The organism is Sphingomonas sp., from assembly GCF_017745215.1.
Lineage (GTDB): Bacteria > Pseudomonadota > Alphaproteobacteria > Sphingomonadales > Sphingomonadaceae > Sphingomonas.
Window position 1 is genome coordinate 193,760 of sequence record NZ_JAGHZV010000003.1, and the last position, 13,714, is coordinate 207,473.

16 protein-coding genes are annotated in these 13,714 nt (G+C 68.2%); 11 read left to right on the forward strand and 5 right to left on the reverse strand.

Annotated elements, in window-relative coordinates:
- Positions 1–84: 84 nt before the first annotated feature.
- The 7 genes from lldD (at position 85) to J7495_RS04870 (ending at position 6,577) form a co-directional block, all read left to right on the forward strand.
- Positions 85–1,239 carry an FMN-dependent L-lactate dehydrogenase LldD gene (gene lldD / locus J7495_RS04840; RefSeq protein ID WP_294054947.1) on the forward strand — a complete coding sequence of 385 codons (1,155 nt, stop codon included), beginning with the start codon at positions 85–87 and terminating at the stop codon, positions 1,237–1,239.
- 8 nt (positions 1,240–1,247) lie between these two features.
- Complete coding sequence (locus J7495_RS04845) at positions 1,248–2,714, forward strand: UxaA family hydrolase (RefSeq protein ID WP_294054948.1); 1,467 nt, start codon at positions 1,248–1,250, stop codon at positions 2,712–2,714.
- A gap of 282 nt (positions 2,715–2,996) precedes the next feature.
- Positions 2,997–4,046 (forward strand): hypothetical protein, encoded by a 1,050-nt coding sequence (locus J7495_RS04850; protein WP_294054949.1) that lies wholly within the window; start codon positions 2,997–2,999, stop codon positions 4,044–4,046.
- Positions 4,047–4,166: 120 nt separating this feature from the next.
- Positions 4,167–4,394: a hypothetical protein gene (locus J7495_RS04855; RefSeq protein ID WP_294054950.1), complete on the forward strand. Its 228-nt coding sequence runs from the start codon at positions 4,167–4,169 to the stop codon at positions 4,392–4,394.
- A gap of 16 nt (positions 4,395–4,410) precedes the next feature.
- Positions 4,411–4,935 carry a gamma carbonic anhydrase family protein gene (locus J7495_RS04860; protein ID WP_294054951.1) on the forward strand — a complete coding sequence of 175 codons (525 nt, stop codon included), beginning with the start codon at positions 4,411–4,413 and terminating at the stop codon, positions 4,933–4,935.
- A 61-nt stretch (positions 4,936–4,996) separates the two neighbouring features.
- Entirely contained in the window at positions 4,997–5,581 is a 585-nt protein-coding gene (locus J7495_RS04865) for a hypothetical protein (RefSeq protein ID WP_294054952.1), read from the forward strand.
- Between the two features lie 48 nt (positions 5,582–5,629).
- Positions 5,630–6,577 carry a nitronate monooxygenase family protein gene (locus J7495_RS04870; RefSeq protein WP_294054953.1) on the forward strand — a complete coding sequence of 316 codons (948 nt, stop codon included), beginning with the start codon at positions 5,630–5,632 and terminating at the stop codon, positions 6,575–6,577.
- Positions 6,578–7,027: 450 nt separating this feature from the next.
- Here the strand turns inward: J7495_RS04870 and J7495_RS04875 are convergent, their stop codons facing one another.
- Together J7495_RS04875 and J7495_RS04880 are read right to left on the reverse strand one after the other, a co-directional pair.
- The gene (locus tag J7495_RS04875) at positions 7,028–7,483 is read right to left on the reverse strand and encodes a DUF1465 family protein (RefSeq protein ID WP_294054954.1); all 456 of its coding nucleotides are present in this window, start codon (positions 7,481–7,483) and stop codon (positions 7,028–7,030) included.
- A 108-nt stretch (positions 7,484–7,591) separates the two neighbouring features.
- Positions 7,592–7,789, reverse strand: a complete 198-nt coding sequence (locus J7495_RS04880; protein ID WP_294054955.1) for a DUF465 domain-containing protein — start codon at positions 7,787–7,789, stop codon at positions 7,592–7,594.
- A 170-nt stretch (positions 7,790–7,959) separates the two neighbouring features.
- Here J7495_RS04880 and J7495_RS04885 point away from each other — a divergent pair, with 170 nt between their 5' ends.
- On the forward strand, positions 7,960–8,115 hold the full coding sequence (locus J7495_RS04885; protein ID WP_294054956.1) for a YdcH family protein: 156 nt from the start codon (positions 7,960–7,962) through the stop codon (positions 8,113–8,115).
- Positions 8,116–8,414: 299 nt separating this feature from the next.
- Here J7495_RS04885 and J7495_RS04890 read toward each other — a convergent pair whose 3' ends face one another.
- Together J7495_RS04890 and dksA are read right to left on the reverse strand one after the other, a co-directional pair.
- Positions 8,415–8,789 carry a PilZ domain-containing protein gene (locus J7495_RS04890; RefSeq protein ID WP_294054957.1) on the reverse strand — a complete coding sequence of 125 codons (375 nt, stop codon included), beginning with the start codon at positions 8,787–8,789 and terminating at the stop codon, positions 8,415–8,417.
- A 103-nt stretch (positions 8,790–8,892) separates the two neighbouring features.
- The gene (gene dksA, locus J7495_RS04895) at positions 8,893–9,360 is read right to left on the reverse strand and encodes an RNA polymerase-binding protein DksA (protein ID WP_294054958.1); all 468 of its coding nucleotides are present in this window, start codon (positions 9,358–9,360) and stop codon (positions 8,893–8,895) included.
- Positions 9,361–9,789: 429 nt separating this feature from the next.
- Here dksA and J7495_RS04900 point away from each other — a divergent pair, with 429 nt between their 5' ends.
- Positions 9,790–10,608, forward strand: a complete 819-nt coding sequence (locus J7495_RS04900) for a hypothetical protein (protein WP_294054959.1) — start codon at positions 9,790–9,792, stop codon at positions 10,606–10,608.
- 114 nt (positions 10,609–10,722) lie between these two features.
- Here J7495_RS04900 and J7495_RS04905 read toward each other — a convergent pair whose 3' ends face one another.
- A complete protein-coding gene (locus J7495_RS04905; RefSeq protein WP_294054960.1) occupies positions 10,723–11,181 on the reverse strand; it encodes a host attachment family protein in 459 nt (152 codons plus the stop codon).
- Between the two features lie 124 nt (positions 11,182–11,305).
- Between J7495_RS04905 and serS the strand changes: the two genes are divergently transcribed.
- Both serS and J7495_RS04915 read left to right on the forward strand, forming a co-directional pair.
- Positions 11,306–12,583 (forward strand): serine--tRNA ligase, encoded by a 1,278-nt coding sequence (gene serS, locus J7495_RS04910; protein ID WP_294054961.1) that lies wholly within the window; start codon positions 11,306–11,308, stop codon positions 12,581–12,583.
- 34 nt (positions 12,584–12,617) lie between these two features.
- On the forward strand, positions 12,618–13,712 hold the full coding sequence (locus J7495_RS04915) for a M23 family metallopeptidase (protein WP_294054963.1): 1,095 nt from the start codon (positions 12,618–12,620) through the stop codon (positions 13,710–13,712).
- Positions 13,713–13,714: the final 2 nt, after the last annotated feature.

Here is a 13,714-nt window from a genome sequence, read left to right on the forward strand (position 1 = left end):
GAAAGCCGGGACCCAGGAGTTCCAGGCGACGTCGATCGTGGCCCTGAGCCCCGGCTTTAGCCGGGGTAACGATAGGGGCTGGGCATGAGGAAGGCCGCATCGGTCATCGACTATCGCGAGCTGGCGCGGCGGCGGCTGCCGAAGTTCCTGTTCGAATATATCGACGGCGGCTCCTATGCCGAAGTGACGCTCAAGCGGAACATCGCTGACCTCGAGGCGGTGGTGCTGCGCCAGCGCGTGCTGCGCGACGTCTCGAAGATCGACCTGTCCACCGAGATCCTCGGCCAGCGGCTCGCGATGCCGGTGAGCCTCGGCCCGGTCGGCCTCTCGGGCATGTACGCGCGGCGCGGCGAAGTGCAGGCGGCGCGTGCGGCGCAGGCCGCGGGAGTGCAGTTCACCCTGTCGACGGTCGGCTGCTGCTCGCTCCAGGAAGTCTCGAAGGGCGCCGGCAAGCCGATCTGGTTCCAGCTCTACATCGTCAAGGATCGCGGCTTCATGCGCGAGATGATGGCGATCGCGCGCGAACTCCTCTGCCCGATCCTGTTCTTCACCGTCGACCTGCCGCTGCCCGGCTCGCGCTACCGCGACGTCCATTCGGGGCTCGCCGGCGCGCCGGGCCTGCGCGGCCAGCTCCGCCGCTTCGTCCAGGGCGCGACGCGGCCCGACTGGGCGTGGGACGTCGGGATCAACGGACGGCCGCACAACCTCGGCAACGTCGCCCCGCTGCTCGGCGCGGGCGCGTCGATGCTCGACTTTCTTGCCTGGATGGGCGGCAATTTCGACGCGACGCTGACCTGGAAGGACCTCGACTGGATCCGCGCCGAATGGCCGGGCAAGTTCGTGATCAAGGGCATCCTCGACGAAGACGACGCGCGCGAGGCAGCCAGGGCGGGGGTCGACGGCATCGTCGTCTCGAACCATGGCGGGCGCCAGCTCGACGGCGTGCTCTCTTCGGCGCGCGCGCTGCCGCGTATCGCCGATGCGGTGGCGGGCGAGCTGACGATCCTCGCCGATGGCGGCGTGCGCTCGGGGCTCGACGTGCTGCGCATGCTCGCGCTCGGGGCGGACGGCGTGCTGCTCGGCCGCGCCTGGGCCTATGCGCTGGCGGCGCGTGGGGAAGCGGGCGTGGCGCACATGCTCAAGCTGATCGAAGCCGAGATGCGCGTCGCGATGGCGCTCACCGGCTGCACGCGCATCGCCGAGATCGACCGCGCCGCACTGGCGGATGTGCCGGGCTGACCCATATCGTGACCGTGCCTCCCCTTTTCCGCATCGATCCGCGCGACGCCGTCGCGACTGCGCTCCGCGACCTCGAGGCCGGTGAGTCCGCGCTCGGCGTGACGCTCGCCCAGCCGGTGCCCAAGGGGCACAAGGTGGCGCTGGTCACGCTCCAGCCCGGCGATCCGGTGCTCAAGTTCGGCTTCCCGATCGGCCGCGCCACGCAGCCGATCACGCCCGGCGAGCATGTCCACACGCACAATGTCTCGACCGCGCTAGAGACCAGCGGCGCCTATGCCTACACCCCCATTCCCCTGCCCGCGCACGCCGAAAGCGCGGCGACCTTCGAGGGCTATCGCCGCTCCGACGGCCGGGTGGGGACGCGCAACGAGATCTGGATCCTACCCACCGTCGGCTGCGTTGCGCGCACCGCGCAGAAGCTCGCCGAGAAGGCGGCGCTGAAGCATGCCGGAAAGATCGACGGCGTCCATGCCTTCCCCCATCCCTTCGGCTGCTCGCAGCTCTCCGAAGACCTCGACGGCACACGCCGGATCATCGCCGCGCTGGCGAGCCATCCCAATGCCGGCGGCGTGCTGATCCTCGGCCTCGGCTGCGAGTCCAACCAGACGAGCAAGCTGCTGCCCGATGTCGACCCGTCCGCCAACATCCGCACGCTCGGCGCGCAGATGGCGGGCGACGAGATCGAGGAAGGCCTGGCGCTGATCGACGAGCTCGTCGAGGCCGCGGCGCGGGCGAAGCGCGAGGCGGTGCCGCTCTCCGAGCTGGTGCTCGGGGTGAAGTGCGGCGGGTCGGACGGCTTCTCGGGGCTCACTGCCAACCCGCTGGTCGGGCGGATGAGCGACCGGGTGACGGAAGCGGGCGGCACTGCGATCCTCACCGAGATCCCCGAGATCTTCGGCGCCGAGCAGCTGCTCATGGAGCGCGCGAGCGACGAAGGCGTGTTCGAGAGGATCGTCGCGCTGGTGAACGGCTTCAAGGCCTATTTCACCCGCCACGGCGAGCCGGTGTCGGAGAACCCCTCGCCCGGCAACATCGCCGGCGGGATCACCACGCTCGAGGAGAAATCGCTCGGCGCGGTGCAGAAGGCCGGCCATGCGATGGTGACCGATGTGCTCCGTTACGGCGATCGCGTGCGGACGCGCGGACTGGCGCTGCTCGAGGCGCCGGGGAACGACGCGGTCTCCTCGACCGCGCTGGCGGCGGCGGGGGCGACGGCGATCCTCTTTACCACCGGCCGCGGCACGCCGCTGGGCTTTCCGGTGCCGACGATCAAGATCGCCTCGAACAGCGACCTTGCCGCGCGCAAGCCCGGCTGGATCGACTTCGACGCCGGCCAGGTGCTCGACCAGGGCATGGAGGAGACCGCCGACGCGCTGCTGGCGAAGGTCTGCGCGGTGGCATCGGGCGAGGAAACCGCAGCGGAACGCAACGGTGAGCGCGAGATCGCGATCTGGAAGCGCGGAGTAACGCTCTGAGGCCTTCTCCTAAGCCTCTCCCCTTCAGGGAGAGGTTCGAGTGGAGCATGTGGGTCTCACCGAGACCGATGCCTGTGCTCGCCGGACAGCTCCCATCCAACCCCGCATCAGGTAAACGGCGCCCCGCACTGTTTGGGCCATGCCGGGGCATGGCAGACCTCATGAGCCTGCGAGGGATTCATAGCAACCTTGTGGGTCGATTGCGGCGGTGTCGGGGATTGGGCCGGGGACGCGGGTCTGTTAACCATATTCTCCCAAGGGGCGATTCGGGGGGACCGCAGCATGATCGGGGTGTTGCTCGCAGCAGCCGTGAACGGCGCGTCCGGCGCCGCTGTGAACCCAAGCGGTCCGGGGCTTGCACCCGCGTCGCTGCCCGAGTGGCTCCAGGTCGTGATCGGCGTGGTCGCTGCGATCGGCGGCATTGCCGTGCTCGCCTGGATCGCCAACACCCTCGTCGAGCTCAAGGAGCACTTCCCCAAGCCCGAAGAGCGCGACGAGAAGGAATTCGCGCGGATGGTGTGCGAGCAGGTGTGGCGCCACACCGACACGCTCACCAACGTCTTCGCGCAGCGGCTGCGCAACCCGCCGGCCGACGTCGAGAACCTCCGCGTGCTGATCCGCCTGCTGCGCGAGGATCTGAGCGCGCCGCTCCACTTCGTCGAGCAGATGCGCAGCCACACGCCCGACCGCTGGCACCGCTATCCGCTGTTCACTGCCTTCACCAACTGGGCGAGCCAGATCGCCGCGACTGCGACGCAGCTGGCCGACATGTACCAGATGGCCGCCTCTCCGCTCGTCCGCGATCCGGCCGACAAGCGCCGCGACGAGTTGATCGTCCACCAGTTCCTGATCGACCGCGTCTTCCTCGACCGCCGCGTCGACACGATCCACGGCTATGCCTTCGACATCTGCGACGCGGCCAAGAAGATGCTCGCGAGGAAGAAGCGGCGCAAGGGCTTCGGCCTGGGCGACGACGAGGATGGGGACGAGCATGACCATGCCGATTGCCCCTGCTGCCGCCGCTCGGATCGGCACGTGCGCACGCCGCGCGATCCCTTCGCAACGGTAAACGTGCCCCCGGCACCGCCCGCACCTGCCCCTGCGCCCAAGCCGTCGCCTGCTCCGGCGACTCCGACCTATGTCGCGCTCTGCTGCCCGGCGCCCTCGCCCTGCCATTGCTCGCGCGGCTGCAGCTGCGGCTGCCAGTGCGGGACAGCGCATGCGATCCCGGGCGTGCATGTGATCCCGGGCGCCTCGACCACGCAGCCGGTCGCGCTGGTGCCGCTCGCGGCGCCGCCATCCGCGGCCGATCCGCCCAGGCCGGCAAGCTGAACCGCGCGCTGGATGCGGTGAACCGACGCAAAATACGGGGAACTATGGTGCGTTGCGGAATTGAAGCGTTAACCCGTCCCCGCTAGCTTCGGCGCGAACCACCGGGGTGGGTGATTTTCGATGACCAACGTGATCGTGTTCCTTTACGCCATGCTCGCGAGCTTCGTGACGCTCTCGCTGCACCGCAACCGCCAGCTTGGCCGTCCGAGCAGCGAGATGCTGACAATGGCCGGCTGGGGGCTGTTCTCGCTGTCGACCACGCTCGCGGTGCTGCTCGCCGGCGTCGCGATTGCGTTGGGGCTGGGCTTCAACCTCGCCAACGCCGGGCTGGCCCTGCCGCCGGTGTAAGGCTAGTGAGCGGCCTATGCCGCTCTACGCCATCGGCGGACAATCGCCGACCATCGCTCCTGACGTCTGGATCGCGCCGAGTGCCGACGTGATTGGCGACGCGCATCTCGCTGCGCTCGCCAGCGTCTGGTTCGGCGCCGTGATCCGCGCGGACAACACCCCGATCCTCATCGGCGCGCGCACCAACATCCAGGAAGGCGCGATGCTCCACTCGGACCCCGGCGCGCCGCTGACGATCGGCGAGGACGTGACCGTGGGACACCAAGCGATCCTCCACGGCTGCACGATCGGCAGCCGCACGCTGATCGGCATGGGCGCGACGATCCTCAACCGCGCGGTGATCGGCGAGGATTGCCTGGTCGGCGCCGGTGCGCTGGTGACCGAGGGCAAGCAATTCCCCGCCGGCCACCTCATCGTCGGCGCCCCAGCCCGCGCCGTCCGCCCGCTCGACGACGCTGCCAAGGCGATGCTCAAGGCGAGCGCGGCGCTCTACGCGGCGAAGCAGCGGGAATATTCCGTGGGGCTGACGCGCGTCGGCTGACCGAAAACTCGTTTGACTCGGCCCCCCGCGCAAGCTCTCCTGCCGCACGGGGGAGAGCAGCATGACGCATGATGCGGACCTGTTCCAATATCTGAGCGCGTTCATCACGATCGTGCTCGCGCTGGCGCTCGGCGACATGATCCAGAGCCTGCACCGGCTGCTCCGCGCGCGCGATCGGGTGCGCTGGCATCTCCTGCCGCTCGCCGCAGTGCTGTTCGTGTTCATGAGCCTGCTCTCCGAATTCTTCACGCTGTGGCGCGATTCGGCGATCACGGCGATCAGCTTCTATGGCCTGATCGGCCTGCTGGTCTGTCCGACGCTGATCGCGATCGCCGCGCTAGCGGTGCTGCCCGACGACGTCCCGGCGGGCGACGTCGATCTCCACGACTTCTATTTCGCCAACCACCGCTACCTCTACACGCTGCTCGCGCTCGCCTTCATCGGCGACGTCGCGCGGACGCTGATGGTGCCGGCGAACTGGGAGCGCCTGGGCTTCTTCGCCTTCATCTATACCCTCGCGATCGGCGCGACGCTCGCGCTGGCGATCTGGCGGCGCCCTGCCCTCCACTATGCCGGGCTCGCGCTGCTCTTCGCGGTCGCCAACTTCGGCTATTCCTATTGGGTGATCCGAGCCCCGGCAGGGTGACGTTGCGTCAACTGGACAGCCAACCCCGTGGCGCTAAGAAACGCGTCCATGGCCCTGCCTCCGCTCTTCGATCGCCTGCGGCTTCCCGTCATCGGCTCGCCGCTGTTCATCATCTCGGTGCCCGACCTCGTCATCGCGCAGTGCAAGGCGGGGATCGTCGGCTCCTTCCCGGCGCTCAACGCGCGGCCCGACACGATGCTCGACGAATGGCTCCACCGCGTGACCGAGGAGCTCGCCGCCTGGGACCGCGACCATCCCGACACGCCCTCGGCACCGTTCGCGGTCAACCAGATCGTCCACCGCTCGAACGTGCGGCTCGAGCATGACGTCCAGGTCTGCGGCAAGTGGAAGGTGCCGATCGTCATCACCTCGCTCGGCGCCCGGCCCGAGCTCAACGACGCGGTGCACGGCTGGGGCGGGATCACGCTCCACGACGTGATCGACGACCGCTTCGCGCACAAGGCCGTCGAGAAGGGCGCCGACGGGCTGATCCTCGTCGCCACGGGCGCGGGCGGACATGCCGGGCGGCTCAACCCGATCCCCTTTGTGCAGGAAGTCCGCGGCTGGTTCGACGGGCCGCTGATCCTCTCGGGCGCGATCGCCACCGGCCGCGCGGTCCTCGCGGCGCAGGTGCTCGGTGCCGACCTCGCCTATATCGGCTCGCCCTTCATCGCGACCGCCGAGGCCAATGCGGTCGACGCCTACAAGCAGGGCATCGTCGAGGGGCGCGCGGCGGACATCGTCTATTCGAGCCTCTTCACCGGCGTGCACGGCAACTACCTGCGCCAGTCGATCGTCAACGCCGGGCTCGACCCCGACAACCTCCCCGAGAGCGATCCCAGCGCGATGAACTTCGGCGGCGCCAAGGCGTGGAAGGACATCTGGGGATCGGGCCAGGGCATCGGCGCGGTGACCGAGGTGCAGGCGGCGGGAGACTATGTCGCGCGGCTCGCGGAGGAATATGCCGCGGCCAAGGCGGCGATGCGGGCACTTTAGGCCGATTCCTCCCTCCGGCGTTCGAGCCGAGTCGGGACCCGAAAAGTCACAAGAGTCACGACCCGTCGCGGCGATTTGGGCGTCTGGATGCCGACGCATTCAAAGAGCGGCCGGGCGATCCCGTGTCGCCAAGGGGAGCAGGCGCAATCCTACATTGCAAGGGAATGGCCACGCCGTGTCGACATTGGGTTTGGGGTCGCCTTGACCGTGAAGATTCGTCACTCTGAACTTGCGCGTGTCATCGATCGCGCCCCTTGAAGCAGGTTGGGAGGGGGACGCCGCCTCTCTTAAATCGTCATCCCGGCGAAAGCCGGTACCCAGGGCCACAAGCGATGTCCTCTGTAGCCCTGGGTCCCGGCTTTCGCCGGGATGACGACTGTAGGCGTGCCGAAACCCCTGGCGGCCTGATTTGGGGCATCCGCTCGACAAATCGCCAAATGTCGATCCGCGCTAGAGCGACGCCGCCAGCCGGTCGAACATGTTGCGCGCGGGGCTGATCGCCACGGGGCCGTCGAGCGAAGTGTCGAGGCGCGACACGCGGCGATAGAGCTCGACGCTCGAGCGCATGATCGCCGCAGCCTGCGAGGGGAGCGAGGCGAAGACCTCGTCCTCGGTCTCGGGCGCCTCGCCCAGCCGGCGCGACGGGCGCAATGCCTCGCCGTAACTGAGCTCGCCGGCATCGACCGCGCGCTGGGTAAGCAGCCAGGCGATGATGTGCATCAGCCGCGTCGTCACCTTGAGCGACTCGCACGAGAAAGTGACGCGGTGGAGCGCCCCCAGCGAATCCCGCTCCTCGCGGCCCAGCTCGTCGAAATAGGCGCGCGCCTCGTCGGCCAGCAGCATCGCCTCGACATAGAGCGAGTCGACGAGCCTCCGATGGATCCGGGCGGTTGCTGGTTCCCACATGACTTCGTCACGATGTCACAGCGGCTTGGGCGGCGGAATGGCAATAATCGGGCGCGATCCGTCCCGTTTCGGATCGGCTGGCGCGCGCGTTAACCCTCTTGGGCGGATTCAGGCGATGATGTCGGGGATCAGCTGGTCCTCGAGCAGCGAAATCTCGTCGCGCAGCTTGAGCTTGCGCTTCTTGAGCCGCGCGGCCTGGAGCTGGTCGGCTACGCCGGTGGAGAGCAGTGCCATGATCGCGGCGTCGAGGTCGCGGTGCTCGGTGCGCAACAGCTCGAGGCGCCGCTGGATCTCGCTGTCATCCATCAGTCCGCCTCGCCGCCCATATACCGTTTCTGCACCAACCCGGGCGCAGGCTCAACGGGCCATCGCGGCTTTTTGACGGCCCGCCGAATGGGGCGAAGGAAGCAGGCGACAAAGGCCGCGAATGGTGTTCTACTTGCTCCCCCCAGCGAGCCCAAAGGAGGTACGCTTCCATGCAAGACGCGCATATGTCGGCACTTTCGGCCAAGCATGCCGTGCTCGACCAGCGGATCAACGCCGAGTCGCAGCGCCCGCATCCGGACCAGATCCTGCTTGCCGAACTGAAGAAGCAAAAGCTGCGCGTGAAAGAAGCGATGGTGCTCGGCTAGACCGCGCACCGGGTTGATCCTCGGGGCGCGCGCGTATCTCGCGCCCCTCCGGCCTCCGACCGACCTGGAGCCGACTCCGGGCCCTGGGATGAGGCAAGCCAAAGCTGGGTCGCCTTTCGACGGCCGCGATGATGGGTTGCAAGCTCAGGCGCTCAGGCCGAATGGCGCGGGTTTGGCTTTCGATACGCTCCAACCACCCTCATCCTGGCGGAAGCCGGGACCCAGGGGCCAAGCAGGACGTCGCTCGCGGCCCTGGGTCCCGGCTTCCGCCGGGATGACGATTGTGGGGTTGGCCCCCCTCAGCGGCGCGTGAAGATCGGCTTGACGAAGCTCGGGGTGTGCTGGCCCTTGCCCACCGGCTTGCGCGCGAGCATCGGGTCGATCGCGCGGTCGAAGGCGACGCCGACGCGGCCCTCGGCGCACCAGGCGATCCGCCCGGAGACCCAGCCCACGCCGCGCACTTCGATCTCGACCGGCGTGTCCTGCTCGATCGGCTGCGGCACTTCGGCCATTAGCCCGCCCGCCGACAGGTTGCGCACGCGCACCTGGAGCTCGGGCTTGTCCGCCATGCGAAACTGCGCGGTCAGCATCAGGCTGTCGCGCGAGTTGGTACGCTGGCCGGAGAAATCGGCGGCGGAAAGCGCATTGAGAGGGTCTTGCGGAAACTGGTCCATCAAACTGCTCGGACGCATGAGGGCATGGCCCGAGCATTAGCCCCGCAACCTATCGAAAGCGTTAACCGGCCACAGGGATTCCCCCTAGCCGGCACCCGCCTTCTCACTCGTCGCGCGAGACCTTTTCCTGACGCTCGTGGCGCTCCTGCGCCTCGACCGTCATCGTCGCGATCGGCCGCGCCTCGAGCCGGCCGAGGCTGATCGGCTCGCCGGTCACTTCGCAATAGCCGTACTCGCCTTCCTCGATCCGGCGCAGCGCCGAGTCGATCTTCGAGATCAGCTTGCGCTGGCGATCGCGCGTGCGCAGCTCGATCGACCAGTCTGTCTCGCTCGACGCCCGGTCGGTCAGGTCGGCCTCGCGCAGCGACTCGCTCTGCAGCTGAGTCAGCGTGCCGGCAGCCTCGCGATGGATCGCATCCTTCCAGGCGAGCAGCTTCTCACGGAAATATTGCAGCTGACGCGGGTTCATGAACGGCTCGTCCGCACTCGGGCGGTAGCCATCGTCCCCGTCATTCGCCGCCGGAGGGAACCCTTTGTCCGGGTCTCCGACTCGATCAAAAACCGAAGCCATCCCCACTCTCCACACCGGTCGTCCGGTAGCGAAAGCCGCCAGAGACCGCCCTTTGCCCGAGGGCCCTATACTTGCGCAAAGGGCAGTTCACAAGCCGATGAATCAAATCATGTTGCACGGCAATGTCCCATAATTGCGGGGAAATTGCGCTAGGCTGAACCGACCGGCTGGTGACGCCTGCGAAATCAAGCAACTATTAACCACAGTCGTTATCAATAATTAATCGAAACGCTCACGAAATCGTACCGCGTCGACACATTAACCAAAGAGCCTTTGCCGTTCATCGCAAAAATCCTCGATTGAAACGGTAAACAGTGGTTAACGAACTTGCGCTTAATAGTTTGTTTTGCACTCTTGCCGCATTGAAGGCGTGAAGGCTGCTGACGTTCCGTCGGGGAGCGCACGCCGGCAGAGGAAGAGTGGGACATCATGTCGGTTCGCATGGCCTTGGCGAAGCTCTGCGCCTGCACTTGCGGGGGCGCGCTGATCGGTGGCGGTTCCGTCTATGTGGCGGAGCACCCGCCGCGCCCGGCAACCGTCCAGGTGTCGAAGAAAAAGGTCGTCCGCCGCGCCACGGTGACGCGCGCCGCGACCACCAAGCGCGTCGTGCGCCGCGTGGTGACGCAGACCCAGCAGCAATGTCCGCCTCAGGTCGTCACCGTGCAGAACCAGCCGATGCCGATCCCCCTGCCCCCGCCCATTGACTATGGCACCCAGGCGGTGAGCGCCGCGGGGGCGGCGAGCAGCGCGGCAGCGGTGACCGGCGGATCGAGCGGCGGCGGCTTCGTCGGCGGCTTCTTCGCGGGCGGCTTCTTCGGCAGCTCGGGCAGCAGCTCGGGGTCGAGCGGGATCAACATCAACATCCAGAATTCGAACGAGCAGAGCCAGAACCAGAATCAGGACCAGAATCAGAACCAGTCCTCGACCACCAGCGGCAGCACGAGCACCAGTTCGTCGACGTCGACCGGCAGCACGAGCAGCACCAGTTCGTCGTCGTCCTCATCGAGCTCGTCGAGCGGCTCCTCGGGCAAGCCGCACCACGGCTCGTCGGGGTGGAGCAACTCGAGCGGCTGGAGCAATTCGAGCGGCTGGACGAGCAGCGGCCATCACGGCTCGAGCACCAGTTCGTCCTCGGGCGGCCCGCATCCGGTGCCGGCCCCGCCGATGGTCCTGCTGTTCGGCGGCGCGGCGGCGGCGCTGGTCGCGCGCAAGCGGCTGGCGCGGAAGGGCGACAAGGCGGAGGGGTAACACCCACACGCGCTCCCAAACCCGTCATCCCCGCGAAAGCCGGGACCCAGGGCCACGGGCGACACGGCTTGCTGCCCTGGATCCCGGCTTTCGCCGGGATGACGATTTAGGGTTTCAAGCCTTCGACAGCGCTTCCTCGATCTGCGGGACGGTGTGGCCCACGAGGGCCTTGTCGATCTCCCCCGCGATCCGGCTGCTCACTTCCGAATGATAATGCTTCCGCAGCTCGCCCAGCGTCTTCGGCGGCGCGACGACGATCAGCGCCTCGAACTCGTGCCGCAACGCGCGCTCCTTGAGCAACTGGGCAGTCTCGGCAGCGAAGCGGTCCTCGGCCTGCTGGTGGAAGTCGGTGTTGTCGACATTGCCGTCCGCCGACCAGCCCTGGCCGTCGGCGCGAGTCGACTGCATCCGCCCGGCGAGATCGGTGGCGCTGTCATGGTCGTCGGGGTTGCGCGGCGCATCGAGCCGCTGCTCGACGATCAGGTTGGGGAATTCGGCATCACCCTCGTTGCGGAAGAACAGCGACTTTCGCCCGTCGGCGACGACGACGAGCGCGTTGTGCGGAAGCTGCATGGGCCGAACTCCTGTGCTGGCGGTCAACCAACACCAACGCGCACGCCCCGCCACGGTTGCGCAACGAATTACTGCAATCCTCCCGGGTTGCACGGTTAACACCCTCCCGCCATAGGCGTGGCCGATGCACGACATCCGCACCATCCGGGACCATCCCGAGCAGTTCGACCGCGGCCTCGCGCGCCGCGGCGTCGAGCCCGCCGCCGCCGACCTGATCGCGCTCGACGAGCGCCGCCGCGCGGTCGTCACCGAGCTCCAGGCGGGGCAAGCGCGCCGCAACGAAGCCTCGAAGGCGATCGGCGCGGCCAAGGCGCAGAAGGACGAAGCGCTCGCCGCGTCGCTGATGGCCGAGGTCTCGGCGCTCAAGGAGCGGCTGCCCGCGCTCGAGGGCGAGGAGCGCGAGCTCACCGAGACGCTCAACGCGCGCCTCGCGTCGATCCCCAACATCCCGCTCGACGACGTGCCCCCCGGCAAGGACGAGGACGACAATGCGCTCGTCCACGTCCGCGGCGAGCAGCCGGCCTTCGCCTTCGAGCCGAAGGAGCATGACGCGATCGGCCCCGCGCTCGGCCTCGACTTCGAGACCGGGGCGTTGCTCTCGGGCGCGCGCTTTACCTTCCTCAAGGGGCATGCGGCGAAGCTCCACCGCGCGCTCGGCCAGTTCATGCTCGACGTGCTGTGCGAGGATCATGGCTATCAGCAGTGCGTGCCGCCCGTGCTGGTGCGCAGCGAGACGATGTTCGGCACCGGCCAGCTGCCCAAGTTCGCCGAGGACAGCTTCCAGACCACCGACGGCCGCTGGCTGATCCCGACTTCTGAGGTGAGCCTCACCAATGCGGTGCGCGAGCAGATCCTGTCCGAGGAAGCGCTGCCGATCCGGATGACCGCGCTCACCCCCTGTTTCCGCTCCGAGGCCGGCGCGGCGGGGCGCGACACGCGCGGCTTCATCCGCCAGCACCAGTTCGAGAAGGTCGAGATGGTCTCGATCACCACGCCCGAGATGTCCGAAGCCGAGCACGAGCGGATGACGGCTTGCGCCGAGGACATCCTCACGCGGCTCGGCCTGTCGTTCCGCCGGATGAAGCTGTGCAGCGGCGACATGGGGTTCACCGCGGCGCGCACCTACGACCTCGAAGTGTGGCTGCCCGGCCAGGCGCGCTACCGCGAGATCTCGAGCTGCTCGACCTGCACCGATTTCCAGGCGCGGCGGATGAACGCGCGCTACCGGCCCGAGGGCGAGAAGGGGACGCGCTTCGTCCACACGCTCAACGGCTCGGGGCTGGCGGTGGGGCGCACGCTCGTCGCGGTGCTCGAGAATTACCAGCAGGAAGACGGTTCGGTGGCAGTGCCCGAGGCGCTGCAGCCGTATCTGCGCGGGCTCAATCGGTTCGAGCCCGCCTGACATTGCGCACGGGGCTGCTCGGGGGAGGGGCAAGATGCGAGGATTCATGGCGCTGAGCGCGCTGTTCTTGTTGTGCGGCTGCATCCCGCAGACCGCCGGGCCCGGCTATTCGAGCGAGCTGCCGCCGCAGCCCGTGAGCTATGCCGCCGAGGCGCCGCGCGAGCCCGTCGAGTCGGGCCAGTCCGTACCCGATCCGACCGCCGATCCGGGCTATGACGTGCGCATCACCAACCCGGCGCCGCCGGTTTGGAAGCTCCGCACGGTCACGCCCGACGCCCAGCGCGTCGCGCCGACGCGTTATACGGTGCGCAGCGGCGACACGCTGCGGCTGATCGCGGTGCGCACGGGCGCAGGCTCCGAGGCGATCGCGCGCGCCAACGATCTCAACGCACCCTATACGCTCCAGCCGGGCCAGACTTTGGTCATCCCCGGCGGGCGCTACCACCTCGTCCGCGAAGGCGAGACGGGAATCGCGATCGCCCAGGCCTATCGCACCGACTGGTCGAAGCTGATCGCCGCGAACGACCTCGACGAGCCCTATGTCCTGCGCGCGGGCATGCGGCTGCTGATCCCCGAGAACGAGACGATCGAGCAGCGCGCCGCGCGCTTCCACCTCGATCTCGACGTCGACGACATCGTGACCGGCGGCCAGCCCGCGCTCGCCGCGGGCGCCGCGCCGGTGAAGCCCAGCCCCTCGCCGCGCAAGCCCCTGCCCGCGACCGCTGCGGTGGCGGTGCCGGCGAGGTTGAACAGCGGCTTCGCCTGGCCGGTGCGCGGATCGGTGATCAAGCATTTCGGGCCCGGCGCATCCGGAGAACGCAACGACGGGATCAAGATCGCGGTGCCGATGGGCACGCCGGTGCTCGCCTCGGCAGACGGCGTCGTGGCCTATGCCGGCAGCGACATCGCCGCGCTGGGCGGGCTGGTGATCCTGCGCCACGGCGACGGCTGGACGACGGTCTACGGCCACGCCGGCCAGCTACTCGTCCAGCGCGGACAATCGGTGAAGAAGGGCCAGGCGATCGCGCTCTCGGGCAATTCGGGCTTCGCCGACCGGCCCGAGGTCCATTTCGAGATGCGCCAGGGCCGGACGCCGGTCGATCCCGAGCAGCGGCTGGCGCGGCGGTGATG

What these genes read in the sequence shown, in the direction of transcription:
- J7495_RS04875 (WP_294054954.1), bottom strand. Translation starts at nt 7,483, where the DNA reads ATGTGGGAACCAGCAACCGCCCGGATCCATCGGAGGCTCGTCGACTCG.
- J7495_RS04870 (WP_294054953.1), top strand. Translation starts at nt 5,630, where the DNA reads ATGGCCCTGCCTCCGCTCTTCGATCGCCTGCGGCTTCCCGTCATCGGC.
- J7495_RS04915 (WP_294054963.1), top strand. Translation starts at nt 12,618, where the DNA reads ATGCGAGGATTCATGGCGCTGAGCGCGCTGTTCTTGTTGTGCGGCTGC.
- J7495_RS04850 (WP_294054949.1), top strand. Translation starts at nt 2,997, where the DNA reads ATGATCGGGGTGTTGCTCGCAGCAGCCGTGAACGGCGCGTCCGGCGCC.
- J7495_RS04890 (WP_294054957.1), bottom strand. Translation starts at nt 8,789, where the DNA reads ATGGACCAGTTTCCGCAAGACCCTCTCAATGCGCTTTCCGCCGCCGAT.
- J7495_RS04880 (WP_294054955.1), bottom strand. Translation starts at nt 7,789, where the DNA reads ATGGATGACAGCGAGATCCAGCGGCGCCTCGAGCTGTTGCGCACCGAG.
- serS (WP_294054961.1), top strand. Translation starts at nt 11,306, where the DNA reads ATGCACGACATCCGCACCATCCGGGACCATCCCGAGCAGTTCGACCGC.
- J7495_RS04885 (WP_294054956.1), top strand. Translation starts at nt 7,960, where the DNA reads ATGCAAGACGCGCATATGTCGGCACTTTCGGCCAAGCATGCCGTGCTC.
- J7495_RS04855 (WP_294054950.1), top strand. Translation starts at nt 4,167, where the DNA reads ATGACCAACGTGATCGTGTTCCTTTACGCCATGCTCGCGAGCTTCGTG.
- dksA (WP_294054958.1), bottom strand. Translation starts at nt 9,360, where the DNA reads ATGGCTTCGGTTTTTGATCGAGTCGGAGACCCGGACAAAGGGTTCCCT.
- J7495_RS04860 (WP_294054951.1), top strand. Translation starts at nt 4,411, where the DNA reads ATGCCGCTCTACGCCATCGGCGGACAATCGCCGACCATCGCTCCTGAC.
- J7495_RS04865 (WP_294054952.1), top strand. Translation starts at nt 4,997, where the DNA reads ATGACGCATGATGCGGACCTGTTCCAATATCTGAGCGCGTTCATCACG.
- lldD (WP_294054947.1), top strand. Translation starts at nt 85, where the DNA reads ATGAGGAAGGCCGCATCGGTCATCGACTATCGCGAGCTGGCGCGGCGG.
- J7495_RS04905 (WP_294054960.1), bottom strand. Translation starts at nt 11,181, where the DNA reads ATGCAGCTTCCGCACAACGCGCTCGTCGTCGTCGCCGACGGGCGAAAG.
- J7495_RS04900 (WP_294054959.1), top strand. Translation starts at nt 9,790, where the DNA reads ATGTCGGTTCGCATGGCCTTGGCGAAGCTCTGCGCCTGCACTTGCGGG.